The 16,372-nt window shown below is 67.6% G+C and carries 16 protein-coding genes; 3 read left to right on the plus strand and 13 right to left on the minus strand.

What is annotated here, in order from left to right; genetic code table 11:
• The first annotated feature begins 50 nt into the window (after window positions 1-50).
• On the plus strand, window positions 51-806 hold the full coding sequence (locus tag AC57B8_RS01710; protein WP_496478456.1) for an SDR family oxidoreductase: 756 nt from the start codon (window positions 51-53) through the stop codon (window positions 804-806).
• Between the two features lie 136 nt (window positions 807-942).
• Here AC57B8_RS01710 and AC57B8_RS01715 read toward each other — a convergent pair whose 3' ends face one another.
• The 5 genes from AC57B8_RS01715 to AC57B8_RS01735 form a co-directional block, all read right to left on the minus strand.
• Window positions 943-2,409 carry an amidohydrolase family protein gene (locus tag AC57B8_RS01715; protein WP_496478457.1) on the minus strand — a complete coding sequence of 489 codons (1,467 nt, stop codon included), beginning with the start codon at window positions 2,407-2,409 and terminating at the stop codon, window positions 943-945.
• 52 nt (window positions 2,410-2,461) lie between these two features.
• Entirely contained in the window at window positions 2,462-3,223 is a 762-nt protein-coding gene (locus AC57B8_RS01720; RefSeq protein WP_496478735.1) for a sulfite exporter TauE/SafE family protein, read from the minus strand.
• A 2-nt stretch (window positions 3,224-3,225) separates the two neighbouring features.
• Window positions 3,226-4,476 carry an MFS transporter gene (locus AC57B8_RS01725; protein WP_496478458.1) on the minus strand — a complete coding sequence of 417 codons (1,251 nt, stop codon included), beginning with the start codon at window positions 4,474-4,476 and terminating at the stop codon, window positions 3,226-3,228.
• Window positions 4,477-4,559: 83 nt separating this feature from the next.
• Window positions 4,560-5,438, minus strand: a complete 879-nt coding sequence (locus tag AC57B8_RS01730; protein ID WP_496478459.1) for a polysaccharide deacetylase family protein — start codon at window positions 5,436-5,438, stop codon at window positions 4,560-4,562.
• Window positions 5,439-5,463: 25 nt separating this feature from the next.
• Window positions 5,464-6,195 (minus strand): fumarylacetoacetate hydrolase family protein, encoded by a 732-nt coding sequence (locus AC57B8_RS01735; RefSeq protein ID WP_496478460.1) that lies wholly within the window; start codon window positions 6,193-6,195, stop codon window positions 5,464-5,466.
• Between the two features lie 152 nt (window positions 6,196-6,347).
• On the opposite strand from AC57B8_RS01735, the gene AC57B8_RS01740 reads away from it, so the two are divergent.
• Window positions 6,348-7,295, plus strand: coding sequence for an AraC family transcriptional regulator (locus tag AC57B8_RS01740; protein ID WP_240531154.1), 948 nt, complete (start codon window positions 6,348-6,350; stop codon window positions 7,293-7,295).
• 182 nt (window positions 7,296-7,477) lie between these two features.
• Here the strand turns inward: AC57B8_RS01740 and AC57B8_RS01745 are convergent, their stop codons facing one another.
• The 7 genes from AC57B8_RS01745 to AC57B8_RS01775 all read right to left on the minus strand — a co-directional run bounded on the left by AC57B8_RS01745 (window position 7,478) and on the right by AC57B8_RS01775 (window position 14,685).
• A complete protein-coding gene (locus tag AC57B8_RS01745) occupies window positions 7,478-8,638 on the minus strand; it encodes an acyl-CoA dehydrogenase family protein (RefSeq protein ID WP_070061255.1) in 1,161 nt (386 codons plus the stop codon).
• Window positions 8,639-8,771: 133 nt separating this feature from the next.
• Complete coding sequence (locus tag AC57B8_RS01750; RefSeq protein WP_496478461.1) at window positions 8,772-10,139, minus strand: MmgE/PrpD family protein; 1,368 nt, start codon at window positions 10,137-10,139, stop codon at window positions 8,772-8,774.
• Complete coding sequence (locus tag AC57B8_RS01755; protein WP_496478462.1) at window positions 10,136-11,071, minus strand: polysaccharide deacetylase family protein; 936 nt, start codon at window positions 11,069-11,071, stop codon at window positions 10,136-10,138. The genes AC57B8_RS01750 and AC57B8_RS01755 overlap by 4 nt, the downstream gene beginning before the upstream one ends.
• A gap of 33 nt (window positions 11,072-11,104) precedes the next feature.
• Window positions 11,105-11,893: an enoyl-CoA hydratase gene (locus AC57B8_RS01760; RefSeq protein WP_496478463.1), complete on the minus strand. Its 789-nt coding sequence runs from the start codon at window positions 11,891-11,893 to the stop codon at window positions 11,105-11,107.
• Complete coding sequence (locus tag AC57B8_RS01765) at window positions 11,890-13,086, minus strand: CaiB/BaiF CoA transferase family protein (RefSeq protein ID WP_496478464.1); 1,197 nt, start codon at window positions 13,084-13,086, stop codon at window positions 11,890-11,892. The genes AC57B8_RS01760 and AC57B8_RS01765 overlap by 4 nt, the downstream gene beginning before the upstream one ends.
• A 17-nt stretch (window positions 13,087-13,103) precedes the next feature.
• Window positions 13,104-14,498 (minus strand): amidase, encoded by a 1,395-nt coding sequence (locus tag AC57B8_RS01770; protein ID WP_496478465.1) that lies wholly within the window; start codon window positions 14,496-14,498, stop codon window positions 13,104-13,106.
• On the minus strand, window positions 14,491-14,685 hold the full coding sequence (locus AC57B8_RS01775; RefSeq protein ID WP_496478466.1) for a hypothetical protein: 195 nt from the start codon (window positions 14,683-14,685) through the stop codon (window positions 14,491-14,493). Before AC57B8_RS01775 ends, AC57B8_RS01770 begins: the two co-directional genes overlap by 8 nt.
• Window positions 14,686-14,811: 126 nt before the next feature.
• Here AC57B8_RS01775 and AC57B8_RS01780 point away from each other — a divergent pair, with 126 nt between their 5' ends.
• The gene (locus AC57B8_RS01780; protein ID WP_062469590.1) at window positions 14,812-15,471 is read left to right on the plus strand and encodes a GntR family transcriptional regulator; all 660 of its coding nucleotides are present in this window, start codon (window positions 14,812-14,814) and stop codon (window positions 15,469-15,471) included.
• Here AC57B8_RS01780 and AC57B8_RS01785 read toward each other — a convergent pair.
• On the minus strand, window positions 15,437-16,357 hold the full coding sequence (locus AC57B8_RS01785) for a LysR substrate-binding domain-containing protein (protein WP_492696679.1): 921 nt from the start codon (window positions 16,355-16,357) through the stop codon (window positions 15,437-15,439). The genes AC57B8_RS01780 and AC57B8_RS01785 overlap by 35 nt on opposite strands.
• Between the last annotated feature and the right edge of the window lie 15 nt (window positions 16,358-16,372).

Consider the following 16,372-nt stretch of genomic DNA (forward strand, 5'->3'; position numbering starts at 1 on the left):
CATGGTGATCACTCCTCGAACCCCGCTGCTTAAATAAACAGCAGGGTAGGTTGAACACCTGGCTCACTTTTACTTCGGCACTACCTGCAAAACTGGCTCAGTTTCCGGTCGGCGCCAACATGCAGCGCCTGATCGAGAGCGGCCGGCTGAACCCGGCGCAGGCGGTGTCGAAGATTCCCATGGGCCGGATGGCCGAGCCCGAGGACATGGCGCACGCGTTGTGCTTCCTGGCCAGCCCCGGCGCGCGCGTGCTCACCGGACAACTGCTGGTGCTCGACGGCGGATCGTCCGTGTGCGGAGGGAGTCAGTCGCTGCCAGCCTGCGAGCATCTGCTGCTTCCGTTCGATGCGCCCTTGCGCCCGCATCTCGAGTCCGTGCGCGAGCCGGCCTGGCATGCGGCACTGGGCGTGTGGGTGCGCGCGCATGCAGGCCACCTCGACCGAGCGGGCTGTCCGGCGGTCATCGACGCGCGCGCGCTGGAGGCACGGCCCGGCACGCGGCTCGATGCCGTGCTCGATGCGGCTCGCTGCTTTCGTTCGAGCCACGCCGCGCTGGCCAGCCTCACGCTGCTGCTGCCTGCGTCCGAACCGGAGCTCGATTGGCCACTGGCCGGCGACGCCGATGCGGCCCGGATGCTGGTGGCCACGCTGGCCGCCGAATGGGGAGCGCAAGGGTTGCGCATCAACGCGCTGGAGTTGACGCACGGCCTGGCGCCACAGGCCTGCCTGCCTCTGCTCGACTACGTGGCTGGCCCGCGGGCGCAGTTTCTGACCGGGCAGGTGCTGAGGCTCGGCACCGGGCATTGAGTTCCTGCGGCGGGCGCGTCGCTGTCTGCTGCAGCCGTTCGTGACTCGGTGACTCGGCTTTCCCGGTGTCGGCCCGCCAACCGCTCGACCGCCGACGTGTACGCCGCGTGCGAATGGCCGCAGGAGCTTCAGGCCTTCAGGCCTTCAGGGCTTCGCTCGCCGCGGCGCGAATCCGGTCCGCCGATTGCCGCGCGCGCCGCATGATGCCGCGTGTGTCGTAGGCCAGCAGTCTGCCGTTGCGCTTCACGATCCGCCCGTCGACCATCACGGTGTCGACGTTGGCCGCACTGCCGCTTTGCACGATGGCGGTCTCGACATTGCCGACCGGGCCCATGTTCAGGTCTTGGGTGCGCACCAGGATGATGTCGGCGCGCTTGCCTTCGGTGATCGAGCCGGTGACCTCGCCCAGTCCCATGGCGATGGCGCCGTTGAGGGTCGCCATCTCGATCGCCTCGGACACGCCGACCGCCTTCGACTGCGCGCTGGGCGTGCCGGCCCATGGCACGCCCAGGTTCCAGGTGAAGCGCATCGCCTCGAACATGTCGGGCGGGGCGATGGAGGTCGCATCGCTCGACAACGAAATGGTCAGGCCCGCGTTGCGCATCGCGAAGAGCGCGGCACGCGCGTCGCCGGTACCGCTGAGCCGCAGTTCGGAGTGCGTGGCAAAGGACAGCGGCGTTTTCGTGCGCGCCATGGCCGCCAGGTCGGCTGTGCTGGCGGGCACGTAGTGCGCGAGCATGAAATCCGGCCCCAGGTAGCCGCGTCGTTCGTAGTCGACGGCATCGACGTTGTTGGGGGCCTCCTGCGGTGCGTGGATCGCGACGGGCAATCCGCTGGCCTTGGCGGACTTCATCTCTTCGTGGAACACGGCGTCGGTGCTTTGCTGCGGGCCGCGCAGGTTCAGCCCCAGGTGCACCAGCCCGTCGAAGGGCGAGCGCTCGCCGAACCACTCGCGCCGCACGCGCGCCAGGTCCTCGTAGCGGTTGAGTTCGTCGGCGGGCATCTTGTCGACGTGGCCGTAGGCGTAGCGGGCGCGCAGCAGCGCGTGCTGGTGCGCACGCAGCTCGGCATCGGCATGGGCGGGGGAGCGTGTGTTGTGCGACCAGTTGTGCACGGTCGTCGTGCCGCCGTTCGCCAGCTCGGCGCAGCCCAGCATCACGCTGTTGTAGAAATCGTCGGGCGTGTACAGGGTCGAGGTCGCGTTCTTGGCGGGGTAGTACGAGAAGCCGCCGTCGCGTGCGGTGAAGCTGCGGCCGATGGCGCTCCACATGTGATAGTGCGAATTGACGAAGCCCGGCATGACGATCATGTCGGTCGCATCGATGATCTCCGCTCCAGCCGGTGCGGTCAGGCCGCGCCCGATCTTCTCGATCACGCCGTTGCGGATCCATACGTCGGCGCGCGGCAGCACGCCCTTGGCGCGGTCGACCGTGATGACCGCGCCGTTGCGGATCAGGTAATTGCCGCGTCGAAGGCCCGGCGATGCGGGCGCACGCGCTGTGCGGGCCGACACCGATGCCGAGCCGACCAGCGCCGGTGCACCGGTGGCGGCGACCATCAGGGTGCCGACAAAACGGGTGAAGTCTCTCTTGGTTGTTTTCATGGGTCGACCGAGTGATTGAAGTGACGGAAAGAAGAAAGAAACGAAAGCCCGCTCAATACGCCTTGAGAAGAAAGGCCGCCGTCATCGCCAGCCCCGTCAGCACGACGAAGCCGCGCACCACCTCGGGCTTCAGCCGCCGTGCCGCCATGCCGCCGGCATAGCCACCCACCGTGGCACCGAGGGCCATCCACAGCGCGTGCGTCCAGACGATCGCGCCGCTGGCCGCGTAGATGGCGACGGCGATCAGCGTCAGGATCGCGGAGACGAAGTTCTTGATGCCGTTCATGCGTCCCATGTCCGTGTGCCCCAGCGCACCGAGCACGGCGAGCAGCAGGATGCCGAGGCCACCGTTGAAGTAGCCGCCATAGACGGCGACCGCGGCGATGCCCAGGTCGGCGATCCAACGGCCTCGCGGCTTGTGGTTGTTGTCGGCGGCGGCGAGCCTTCGGCGCACCAGGCCGGGCCCGATCGCGAAGAGCAGCGTCGCGGCCAGCAGCAGCCACGGCACGATGCGGGCAAAGGCATGGTTCGAGGTCGACAGCAACAGCGCCGCACCGGCCGCGCCGCCGAGCACCGACAGCACACCCAACCGCAGGAGCGAAGGCGACATCGGCCCAGACAGTTCCTTGCGCAATGCCCAGGCGCCGGCCAGGTAGCCGGGCAGCAACGCGGCGGTTCCGGTGGCGTTGGCCGACACCAGCGGCACGCCGACCATCGCCAGTGCCGGCAGGGTCAGAAAACTGCCGCCGCCCGCCACGGCATTGAGTGCGCCGGCCAGGGCCGCGGCGCCGCCGAGCAGCGCCCCGTCGAGCAGCATCACGGCTTGCGTGCCGGCAGTGACATGCGGTCGGTGTGCAGCAGCAGCGTGAGCAGCACGCCGACCGCCGCCAGCAGCGTGATCTGCACCAGCCCGGCCGTGCTCCAGCCGAAGCGCGAGGCGATGCCGCCGATGATGAAGCCCGCGACTGCACCCGCGCCGTACAGCGTGGTGACGAACACGCCCGTGGCGCGGCTCGTGAGCGAGGCATGCACCGCCTTGATGTGATACCCCGCCAGGTTCACGTACAGCACGCCGCTCACCACGAAGCCCCACGCGAAGGACAGCGCCGACTGCACCACCATGTCGGTGGGGCCCGAGAACATCAGGAAGCCCAGCAGGCCGGTGCCCATGAAGCTCGCCGAGAGCACGAGCTTGGGATGGAAGCGGTCGCCGAGCCAGCCGCCGAAGATCGATGCGAAAACACCGAAACCGAAGGTGCTCATCACGCGGCCGGTGTCCGACGGCGTGTAGTGCAGGTGCTCGCGAAGGAAGGTCGGGTACATGCCCAGGTAGCCGTAGATGCAGAGCCCACCGATGACGCTCATGCCAGTCAGCAGGGCCGTGTTGCGGTTCCACAGGGTGGTGGCGCCGCGCTGGTCGGCGCGCCCGCCGGTGGCCGCCACGTTCTCGGTCATGCGCTTGCTTACGGTGAGCGCGATGATCGCCATAGCCGCGAAGCCCGCGACGCCGAACACGATGAGCGGCAGGCGCCAATCGCGCTCGACGCCGATCAGGTGGCCGCCGAGCAGCGGCCCCAGGATCGCGCCTATGCCGAAAGAGAAGTTGATGGCGCCCACGGCGGTGGCCCGGTAGCGCGCGAAGTAGCTCGCGGCAATGGCGATCACCACCGTCAGTTGCATCGCTTCGCCGATGCCGGTGACGGCCCGGTAGACGATCATGTCGGCGAAGCCGTACGAGTAGGCCGCCAGCAGCGTACCCAGCGAGAAGATCGCAATGCCGATCTGCAACACCGTCTTGCGCGACAGCCGCGCCAGCAGATAGCCGGTCGGAATGCCGGCCACGGCCATGCCCAGCGTGAAGATGGTGGACAGCAAACCGGTGTCTGCCAGGCTGAAGCCGAACTCCTTGCGCACGTCCGCGGCGATGAGTGGAAAGATCTGCCGGTCCATCGCGTTGAGCGCGTACGAGGCGAGCAGCACCAGGAACATGCCGATCTCCAGTGCGGTGATGGGCGCCTCGCGGCGCGCGCCACCGACCGGTGAAATGACCGAGGTTGAGGAATGCACGTGTCGTCTCCTTCTCGCCGAGCGAGAAATCTGTTTGTTGTTCGTTCGTTGCACGGGATCGCCGACGCTGTGCCGGCGAGGGTTCACGCAGCGGGGCTTGCCGCGCCGTACCAGTCGAGGATCTGCTCGCCGGTCAGGAAGGCCACTTCCTCATGCTGCTGGATGTGCGCCAGCGCTTCTCGGAAGTAGCGCAGGCGGTGCGGCGCGCCCATGATGTAGGGGTGCACCACCAGCGCCATGACGCGGGCCGAGTCTTTCGCGTCGGCGTAGAGCTGTTCGAACTGGTCGATGGCGCGGTCGCGGTACTCGCTGGCCTTGTGGTGCTGGATCAGCATCATTGCCACGTCGTTGCATTCCTGCGTGTAGGGCACGTTCACGATCGTGCCGCCGTCGCGCGTCTTCAGCCGCACCGGCTGATCGTCGAGCACCCAGTCGCACACGTACTCGTAGCCCTGCTCGGCCAGGATGTCGGGCGTGTGCCAGGTCTCGGTGAGCCCCGGGCCGAGCCAGCCGCGCGGGCGCTTGCCGGTGTAGGCGCGAATGGCCTCGGTGGTCTTGGCGATGTCCTCGACCTCGTCGGGGACCTTTTGCATGTTGCGCTGCCCGAAGCCGTGACCGATGAACTCCCACTGGCGTTCCTTCGCCGCCTTGGCGATGGGCTCGTAGGCGCCGATGGCCGAACCGTTGATGGCGAGCGTGGCGTTGATGCCGAGTGCGTCGATCACTTCGAGCATGCGCCAGAAGCCGACGCGGTTGCCGTACTCGTGCCAGGCCCAGTTCGGGATGTCGGGCATCGGCGAACCGCCGGCCGGTGGTGTCAGCACGGTGCGGGGCATGGTCTCGTCGATATTCCATTCCTCGACGTTGACGATCACCCAGACTGCCAGTCGTTTGCCGCCGGGCAACTTCAGTGCGGGACGGTCCGCGATGGACGAGTACGAGATGCGTTCGAGTGGTTTCATGGTGTCTCCGTGTGCTGTTGCGGGCTCAGACGATCTCGACCTGCAGGGGCGAGAGCCCGTCGATGCGGCCGGTGAGCTTGTCGCCGCGCTGCACCGGGCCGACCCCTTCGGGCGTCCCGGTGAAGATCAGGTCGCCGGGCAGCAGGCGGTATTGCTTGGACAGCTCGCTGACGATCTCGTGGACGTTCCAGATCATCTTTTCGAGCACCGAGTCTTGCCGCACCGCGCCGTTCACCGAGAGATTGAGCGTTCCCGAGCGGATGTGCCCGACCTTCGCCACCGGATGGATCGGGCCGCAGGGCGCCGAGTGGTCGAAAGACTTGCCCTGTTCCCACGGCAGGCCGCGCTTGTTGCATTCGCGCTGGCGGTCACGCCGGGTCATGTCCAGGCCCGCAGCGTAGCCAAAGACGTGGTCCAGCGCGGTGTCGGGCGACACGTTCGACGCATGGCTGCCGATGGCCACGACGAGTTCGAACTCGAACTGGAAGTCGTCCGTCAGCGTGGGGTAGGGTACGCGGCCGTCGGTCACCACCGAGTCGGACGGCTTCTGGAAGAAGAACGGCGGATCGCGCTCGTCGCCTTCCTTCATCTCCCGGATGTGGGCCAGGTAATTGCGGCCCACGCAGTAGACGCGGCGCACCGGAAAGCGTTGGTCGCTGTCCACGATGTCGATGGAAACGGGCAGGACTTGCAGGGCGTCGGTATTTGCGGGGACATCGGTCGCTTGCGCGAGTTCGGCCGTCGGGTGGGGGGACATGGGTTTGTCTCTCTGGAAGGTTTGGAAAGGAGTGGCTAGAGTCTAGGAACGAGGCCTTCTCACCTCAACGCGCAGGCTTGCGCAAAGATATGCAATCCTTGCGATCTTGAGATCAGCTCTTCATGCCACCCACGCCTTCCCCCGACGAATTCGTGCCGCCGCCCCGCGCCGGTGCCGCGCGTGCCGCCATCAGCAACTACACGATGGCGGCGCGGGCACAGCGCGCCTATTTCGGCATTCATGACCAGAGCAACTGCCTGCCGAATCCGGTGCCGCACCGGCACGAGTACTTCCAGATTTACGTCAACACGCGGGGCGAGACCACGCACTACATCGGCGGGAATCAGCGCGCCATCGGCGCCGGCACGGTGAGCTTCGTGCTGCCCTTCCTGGTTCACTACATCCCGAACGCGGCCGACGGCGTGTTCCATGTGATCAACATCAGCAAGGACTACCTGCTGCCGTCACTTGACCTCGACGTGTTCGAGCTGTCGGAGGTGCCGTTGTCACGCGCGCCCGAGCTCGCGCCTTTCCGGTTCCAGCATTGCCTGGATTTCCGCTTCGATGAAACCGAGACCCACCAGCTCCAAGCGCTGTGCGAACACATGGCGCAGGAAGCGCAGCGGCCGCCGGGTGAAGACACCGCCAGCCATCTGCTGATTCGCAGCCATCTGCTTCACTTGATCGGCATGGTGTGGCGGCGCTACGGCGAGGAGTTTCGCAACTGCGAGGCGCAGGGGATGGCCCTGCAGTCGTACCGGCCGGCGGTGCTGCGCTGCATCCGCTACATCAGCCGCAACCTCGCGCAGGAGCTGACGCTGGGCGATGCGGCGCATGCGAGCCATGTGTCGCCCACGCATCTGGCCCACCTGCTGAAGAGCGAAACGGGCAAGACCTTCCTGGAGCTGGTGACCGAACGCCGGATCGAGCGCGCCAAGACGCTGCTGGTCTTTACCGGCGCCTCTGCGGCGGAGATCGGCGAAAGCACCGGTTTCGGAGAGCCGACGCAGTTCGCGCGCCGTTTCGGGCAGATCGTGGGGGCGACGCCTTCCGCGTACCGGCGGCAATTTCAGCGAGGTGGGAATCGGACGTGGGACTGACGGCGCGGTGCCCCCAGTAGCAATCAGGCTCTCGAGCTTGACATCGGTGGCTGCGAGTCCGACGTTGGCATTCGTTGCATGGCAGTCCTTCGCGTACGGCGGCTCCAGACGGGTTGCCGACACTCAACGTGGCCCGCCTGAGTGTCCGCTTCCACTTGTGTTGCAGCCCCAGCCTGGCTTCTTCAGAACGAGCGCGGCAAACCGAGCAGATGTTCCGCGACATACGCGAGGATCAGGTTGGTCGAGATCGGCGCCACCTGGTACAGCCGCGTCTCCCGGAATTTGCGTTCGACGTCGTACTCGTTGGCAAAGCCGAAGCCGCCATGAAACTGCAGGCACGCATTGGCGGCTTCCCAACTGGCCTTGGCGGCCAGGTACTTCGCCATGTTCGCTTCCGCGCCGCAAGGCTGTCGGGCGTCGAAAAGCTCGCAGGCACGCCAGCGCATGAGGTCGGCGGCTTCCACTTCGATGTGGCTCTCGGCAATCGGGAATTGCACGCCCTGGTTCTGACCGATCGGGCGGCCGAACACGACACGGTCCTTCACATACCCGGTCACGCGGTCAATGAACCACTTGCCGTCGCCGATGCATTCCGCGGCAATCAGCGTGCGCTCAGCGTTGAGCCCGTCGAGGATGTAGCGGAAGCCCTGGCCTTCCTCGCCGATCAGGTGGTCCGCCGGAATCTCCAGGTTTTCGATGAACAGCTCATTGGTCTCGTGGTTCACCATGTTCGCGATCGGCTGTACGGTCAGGCCGTTGCCGATGGCCTGGTGCAGGTCAACCAGAAAGATCGACATGCCTTCGGATTTCTTCTTCACCTCGGCCAGCGGCGTGGTGCGCGCCAAGAGGATCATCAGGTCGGAGTGCTGCACGCGCGAGATCCACACCTTCTGCCCGTTGACGACATAGGTGTCGCCCTTGCGCACGGCCGTGGTCTTGATCTTCGTGGTGTCGGTGCCGGTGGTGGGCTCGGTCACGCCCATCGACTGAAGCCGCAGCTCGCCGCTGGCGATCCTTGGCAGGTAGCGGCTTTTCTGCGCCTCGCTGCCGTGGCGCAGCAGCGTGCCCATGTTGTACATCTGGCCGTGGCAGGCGCCGGAGTTGCCGCCGCAGCGGTTGATCTCCTCCATGATCACCGAGGCTTCCGCGAGTCCGAGGCCGGAGCCGCCGTAGGACTGCGGGATCAGCGCTGCCAGCCAGCCCGCGGCAGTCAGTGCATCGACAAAGGCTTCGGGGTAAGCGCGTTGCTCGTCGATCTTGCGGTGGTATTCGTCGGGAAACTCGGCGCACAGCGCACGCACGGCGTCGCGGATGTCCTGGTAGTTGTCGGAAGAACGGTTCATGGTGTATCTCGATGGCAGGGTGAGTGGGGCATTGGCCGCGCGAGCGCGTGCATTCCTTGCGGCCACGAGGGCGCAATGAACGACCGATGCAGGGAACGGAAAGAAGCGAAAGGGGCCGAGCGGCCCCGGGGTGTCAGGCGGGCGCCGTCATCAGTGGGATGAGTTCGCGCACGTCAGGCAGTTCTTCGAGCCGGCGCAGTGCCGAATCCAGTGTTTCGGCCTGTGAAGGCGGCAGCCGCGGCTTGATCGAGGCGCAGCAGGCCATGAACTTGGCCTGCTGATCGGGTGCGGGCAGCGGCCGGCCGGGGCTGCCGAGAAAGTGCGGCACGGCCAGCCGTAGCGTGTCGCCCCGTTTGAGCACCACCTCGACCACTTGCGGACCCAGGGCGTTCGGGTTGGGGTTGCCGTCGTCCAGCACCTCGACCCGGCGTGCCAGTTCGAAGGTGCGCGCGTCGTTCAACGCGGGCGGGTCGAAGGCCTCGATGCCCACCCGGCCCTTGCGCAGCGCCGTGGCCACCACGTAGCCCATGCTGAGCTTGGCGCTGGCCGAGTCCATGCCAGGCTGCGCCGGCCGCCCCACAAGCCGTGCGATCAGCGGCGAGGCATGCACGCGTACGGTTTCCACGTCGTCCGCTCCGAAGCCATGCGCGGCCATGAGATCGACGACCGCATCGACGCCCGCGTGGGTCGCGCGGCCGGTGGGGTAGGGCTTGTGGCTCATGCGCGCGATCTGGAAGACCTGGCCGACGTCGTTCGCCACGTCGGCCCAGCGCGACTGGCCGAAGTCATAGAGTGCGAAGTAGCCGAACGGGCCCTCCAGGATGTCTCGCGGTCCCGGGAAGCCGGCACGCGCCAGTTCGAAGGCGGAGACGGCTGCGCGTGCGTTCAGGCCCACCTGCAGGCCGACCGCGGGCGAGCCCTCGGCATGGGCCTGCATGGTGCCGGAGAGGTGGCTGTACATGAGGCCGAGTGCGTTGTGCATCGTGTCGGCGTCCATGCCGGCGAGCTTGCACAGCGCGGCCGTGGCGCCGAGGCCGCCGCACATGGCAGGGCGGAAGAAGCGCATCGGCGCACGCTGCGCCAGCGCGACATAGATGGCCACGTCGAGTCCCAGCGTCACCGCCGTGATCAACGCCTTGCCCGAGACGCCGCCTTCGCGTTGGGCATAGCCGAGTGCAGCCGGCACGATGCAGGCGAAGGCATGGACCACGGCGACGTCGTGCACCGCGTCGAATTCCTGGTTGAACACCTGGTAGGCGTTGAGCATCACGGCCGACGGGAATGGCAGCTTCTCGCCGCTGCCCCAGACCGTGACGGCGTCGCCGTCGCCCAGGGACTGCGCTGCCTGCTTGAGTGCCGGCATGCGCGGATGGCGCGAGCCGGAAATGCCGACGCCGATGGTGTCGTAGATGAACATCCGCGCCGCGTCCACCGCTTCGGGTGGCAGGGAGTCGAAATCGCGCGAGCGCACGTGGGCGATGAGGGTATCGATGGCGTTCATTGAGGCATCGGGACAAAGGGGACGTCGCCGGACCGGGCAACGAGCGGCGCCGGCGCGGGGACCTGCGCGGCGTACCAGTCATGGAGGGATGAGCCCGTCACCACCCGCACCATCGGGTGCGCGAGCAGCAGGTCGAGCATGGCTTCGAAATCGCCGAAGCGGTGGGGCACGCCCATCAGGTGCGGATGCAGCCCGATGGCCAGCACACGGGGTTGGCCCAGGCGGACGACTTCGCGCGCAAAGACCTCCAGGGTGCGTTCGAGCCGCAGCTTCATTTCGGGCGAGGAGTGCTTCTCGACCGCATAGATCACCGAATCGTTGACCTCCAGCATGTAGGGCAGGGCCATCAGCGAACGGTGCTCGGTTTGCATCCAGCACGGCAAGTCGTCCAGGCACCAGTCGAACACATGGTCGATGCCGGCGGCGGCGAGGATGTCGGGTGTGTCCGCCGCTTCGCGCAGGCCGGGCGAGAGCCAGCCGCGCGGACGAACGCCGGTGAAGGCGGCGATGCGGTCGAGCGACTTCACGATGGCTTCCGCCTGGGCGTGCCCGTCGAGTTGCGCCAGCGACTGCTGCTGCACCCCGTGGCCGATGAATTCCCAGCCGGCCTCCAGGATGGCCTGCGCGGCGCTCGGGTGCGAATCGATCACGGAGGCGTTGAGGCTGGCGGACGCGCGCAATCCGCGACTGCGCAGCGCCTCGATCATGCGTGGCAGCCCGCAGCGCAGGCCGTACTCGGCCCAGCTGAAGTTCGGCACATCGGGCACCGTCTCCTTGCCGTGCGGCGGCGTCAGCAGCGTGCGCGGCATGGGGCGGTCGAAAGGCCAGTGCTCCACGTTCACGACGATGTGCGCGAGGATGTGGCCGCCGTCCAGCGGCATCAACGGCGGGCGCTCGGACGAGAGTTGAAAGGGGACGCGTGGATTGCTCATGAGGGGTTCTCTTGCAGGGTGGCGGTCATCGGTTCAGCTCCCTTCGAAACGCGGCGCGCGCCGCTCGGCAAATGCAGCCTGGCCCTCGGCGTAGTCCCGGCTGGCGAAGCACTGGCGCACCATCGCGTCGATCGCTTCCCGGGCCTGCGCTGTCGGGGGCTCCAGCGTAGCGAGAATCGCGGCCTTTGCGGCCCGCAACGCCAACGGCGCGTTCTGGGCGATCAGCGCCACGCGTGACGCCACTTCGGCGTCGAAGATCTCGGCGTCGATGCAGTCGTTGACCAGGCCCAGGCGCATCGCCTCGGGAGCGTGGAGGCTGCGCGCCGTGTAGAACAGGTCGAAGGTGGCCGGTGCGCCCAGCAATCTCATCAGCCGCTGCATGCCCTCGAACGCGTAGCCCAGGCCGATGCGCGCGGCCGGCATGCGAAAGCGCGCGTTCGATGCGGCGAAGCGAAGGTCGCAGGCGAGGGCGATGCCCATGCCGCCGCCCATGCAGATGCCCTGGATGCGTGCCACTGTCGGCTTGGCGCATTCGGCCAGCACGCGCTGGGCGGTCGCCACCGCGTGGTCGTAGGCGGCCACGGCGTCGGTGCCGCTGCGCTGTTGCGCAAACTCGCTGATGTCGGCGCCCGAGACGAAAGCGGCGTCGCCTTCACCGGTGACGACAATCACGCGCACGGCGCGGTCGTCGGCCAGCGCCTGTACGGCTTCGGCGAGCTGCTGCCACATGGCCAGCGTCATCGCGTTGTGTTTGCGCGCATGGCTGATCACCAGGGTTCCGACCCCCGCTGCGGTCTCGGTCCGGATGTGTCCTTCGCTCATACCACGGCCTTCGCTTGCAGCTGTTCGATGTCGGAATGCGTGTAGCCGATCTCGGTCAGCATCTCGGTGGTGTGCTCGCCCCAGGCCGGGGCGGCGTGCGCGATGCGCGCTGGCGTGCGCGCCAGCGTGATGGGCTGCGACACCAGCCGATAGCGCCGGCCATTGCCCGCCTCCACATCCTGCGCGATGCCCAGATGGTTCACCTGGGCGTCCTCGAAGACCTGCGGAATCGAATAGACGGGGCCCGCGGGCACGCCGGCGCGGTTCAGCAGTTCGACCCAGTGCGCGACCGTCTGGCTCTTGAAGACCTCGGCCAGGGCCTCGTTGAGTGCCAGCCGGTGTTCGACACGCAGCTTCTCGGTGGCGAATTCGGGCACCTCCCTCAGCTTCGGAGCCTGCAGGCATTCGCACAACCGCACCCAGTTGCCTTCGCCGGACGCGCCGAGATTGAACACGCCGTCGCTGGCCTGGAAGAGGCCCATCGGGCTGCTCGTCGGGTGGTCGTTGCCTGCCTGGGCGGGCACGTCGCCGTCGTTGAGATAGCGCGCGGCCTGGAAGTCCATCAGCGCCACCTGCGTGTGCAGCAGTGAGCCGTGCACCCATTGCCCCTGCCCGGAGCGCTCGCGCTCCAGCAGCGCGATCAGGATGCCCGCTGCTGCATAGACGCCGGTGCCCGAATCGGCCACCGCGAGGCCGGCGCGCACGGGGCCCTGTGCCGGGAAGCCTGTGACCGACATCAACCCGCCCATGCCCTGGATGATCTGGTCGAAGCCCGGGCGCCAGGCATAGGGACCGTCCTGGCCGAAGCCCGAGATGCTCGCGAGGATGATCCGCGGATTGACCGCGCGCAGCGCCTCGTAGTCGATGCCCAGTCGCGCCTTGACGTCGGGGCGCCAGTTTTCCACCACCACGTCGGCTGTTTCCACCAGCCGCATGAAGGCCTCGAGCCCTTCCGGCTTCTTGAGGTTCAGCGTCATCGATCGCTTGTTGCGGTTGAGGTTCTGGAAGTCGCCGCCCCAGCGGTCGGCTGCGAACATCGCCTCGTTCGGGTCGACACCCGCGGGAGGCTCGATGCGGATCACGTCGGCGCCGAAATCCGCAAGGATGCGCACGCATGTGGGGCCGGCGCGAACGCGGGACAGGTCGAGCACGCGAAAGCGTGCGAGGGCAGGGGAGGCGTTGATCTTGGGCATGGTTTCTCCGTGGGAAGTCAATGAAGCGGGGTGCTGGCGCGACGGACGTTGCGCGCCGCGGGAACGGAAGGAGCACCCGTCGGCGCGGCGAACTGGTGTCCGAAGGCCAGCAGCTCGGCCTCGGTGCCCGGCGCACCGATGGCCTGGATGCAAACGGGCCGGCCGCGCGCATCGGTACCGATCGGGAACGACAACGAAGGGAGCCCGAGGTAGTTCACGAAGGCGTGGTAGTGGTGAAGCGCGACCAGTTCGCGCGGGTCGAAGCGGTCGGAGGTGGTGGTCACCGTTTGCGCGTCGGGCACGCCGCGCGGCAGCGAAGGCAACAGCAGCACGTCGGCTTGCGCAAGGTGCCCGGCGACGAAGGCGTCGCGCCAGCCCGCGCGGGCTTCGCAGGCGTGCCGGTACCAGGCGGCCGGGACGGCCCAGCCCGGCAGGAGGATTGCCTGCGTGATCGGCGCCAGCGAGCCCAGTGCGTGGCGCACGCTGTGCGCATGCGTGGCCGCGGCCTCGACGTGGAGCACGATCTGGGCAAGACACGACAGTTCGTCGAGCCCGTGCAAGGACGCGCGGTGCCATGCCACCGCGTGCGAGGTGGCGCGAGATTCGAAGGCCCCGAGCCGGCTTGCAACGTCGTCGCGCAGGTCGGGCTGGTCCAGTGCCGACGCCACGCGCCAGCGGCGATGGCGCGACAGGTCTTCCTCGATGCCTTCCAGGCTGAGCAGACGCTGCGCCATCGGCGCTTCGTCGGGCAGCAGCGCCGCGAACACATGGGCCGCATCCGACACCGAGCGCGCCACCACGCCGACGGTGTCCAGCGACGGCGCCAGCTGCGACACGCCACCTGCGTCGATCACGCCGGCGCCGGGCTTGAATCCGACCACGCCGCAGGTGGATGCGGGAATGCGCACCGACCCCGCGGTGTCCGTCCCCAGCGAGGCCCGGCACAAGCCGGCAGCCACCGCCACGGCCGAGCCGCTGGACGACCCGCCGACCGCCGCCGCCGGGTCCAGCGGATTCAGCGGTGCGGGAAAGTGCGGGTTCTCCGCGGTGGCGCCGCAAGCGTACTCCGCCATCACAAGGGCGCCGAGGTAGGTCGCGCCACGCTCGGAGAGGCGTCGCAAGGGGGCGGAGGGAGGGCTGGTCACCGCATCGGTCGCAGCGCCTTCCGGTCGTCCTTGCCCTGCGGCGCGCAGCCCTGTGCCGAACACGTCCTTGTGCGCCATTGCAATGCCGGAGAGCGGGGCATCCGCGATCGGCCGGCTGTCCGTCGCGCGCTCGACCACGCAGCGATGGACCGCAGCGCCGCGCTCGAAGGCGTCGCGCTGCAAGGCCAGCGATTCGTCGGCCGAGCTGGCACCCGTGGCAATCGACCGGCGCAGCGCGGCGATGGAGGGTGTGCCCGCATCACTCATGCGCGTGCTCCACGGGGCGGATGTCGAACGGCGGTGTGGTGCCGGCGGCCAGACGGCTCGCCATGGGCGCCAGCCGTGCCAACGTGCGCGCCGCGCGGACCTGAAGTCCGGGTGCGGCATCGATGCCATGCAACTGCAGGCTCAGCGCGACCCATGTCTTCCATGGCTCGAGGGTGGGGTCGGTCAAAGCGGTCTCCTGGCACCGTGCGCTCTCTCTGGAGCAGGTAAAATTAAAAGATGGATGAGGTCTATAAATATATTTATAACTCACAAAAATGTTTTATTCAATCGTTTTTTTACGGGAGCTCGCCCCATGAAAACCGCTGAACGCATCCGCCTTGCGGTCGAGGAGTCCATCCGCGACGGCACGCTCCTGCCCGGAGACACGGTGGACGAACAGGCGCTGATGACGGCCTACGAGGTTTCGCGCACGCCGGTGCGCGAGGCGCTGCTTCAGTTGCAGGCCCAGGGGCTGGTGGAAAGCCTGCCGCGTGGCGGCATGGTCGTCGCGAAGATGGACATGACCCAGCTGCTGGCCATGTGGGAGCTGCTGGCCGAGCTCGAGGGCCTGTGCGTGCGGCTGGCCTGCGAGCGCATGACGCCCGAAGAGCGGCTCGACCTCGCCAAGTCGCACGAGCGCGCCGCCGCCGCGGTCAAGAAAGAAGACGTCAAGGCCTGGCAGGAGCACAACCGGCGCTTCCACGAGGCGCTCTACCAGGGGGCACGCAATCCCTACCTGCGCCAGGAAATCCTGCGGATGCGTTCGCAGACCGGCGCCTACAGGCGCCACGCCTTTGCCGCGTTCGGTCGCCTCAAGTCGTCATGGGAGCAGCATTCCAAGCTGCTCGACGCGATTCAGCGGCGCGATGCCAGGGCGGCGGCCGAACTGATGGTCGAGCACATGAGCCCCGGCCAGGGCTCGACCAACTTCGCGTCGTTCATGGCGGCGCTGCCGAAGGAACTGATGGGGTGAGCGGCGGCAACTGCTGCTTCAGGAAGGTGACCAGCGCGTGCACTTTCAGCATCAGGTGGTCGCGCGTCGGGTAGACCGCAAAGAGGCGCCGAGGCGGCGCCACGTAGGCGTCGAGCGCGGTCTGCAACGAGCCGTCGGCCAGTGCATCCTTCACCATCACCGACGGCACCAGGCCCAGCCCGACGCCCCGGCGCATCGCGTCGATCAGCAGCAGGCTGTTGTCGGCGCGGAACGTGCCGCTGACCCGCACACGCGCGCGCCCGTCCGGTCCGTCGAACACCCATTCGTCGCGGTCGTCGCCCAACAGGTACTGCAGGCAGTTGTGGCCCGACAGATCAGCGGGTGTCGCGGGCCGGCCGTGGCGCTCCCAATAGGCGGGCGCGGCGCACACCACGCGGGCCAGGTCCATCAGCGGCATGGCCACCAGGCTCGAATCTTCCAGCCGCGCCTGGCCGCGCAGCGCGACGTCGATGCCTTCGCGCACCAGATCGACCGGCCGGTCGTTCAGCCGCATCTCGAGTTCGATGCCCGGGTGTTGCGCCTGGAACGCATGCAGATGCACGTGCAGATGCGACAGCGTGAGCGAAACCGGCGCCGCCACGACCAGCCGCCCGGTCAACCCGCGGCTCACCGAGCGGACATCGGTCAGCGTGCGCTCGGTGTCTGCCAGCGTCCGCTGGCAGAAGCTGTAGAAGCGCTCGCCGGCTTCGGTGAGCTGCATGCTGCGCGTGGTTCGCGCGAGCAGGCGGCAATCGGTCCAGGCTTCCAGCGACTGGATGGCCTTCGTGACGACCGAGTTCGAGAGGTTCAGCGCGCGGGCGCCCGCGGCCAGGCTGCCCTGTTCGACGACGCGGCAAAAGTACTGCATGGCAGCGTAGCGATCCATGGCGCCGAGCGTACC

This window comes from Variovorax sp. BGA-UO-ETr-C22 (assembly GCF_059567965.1).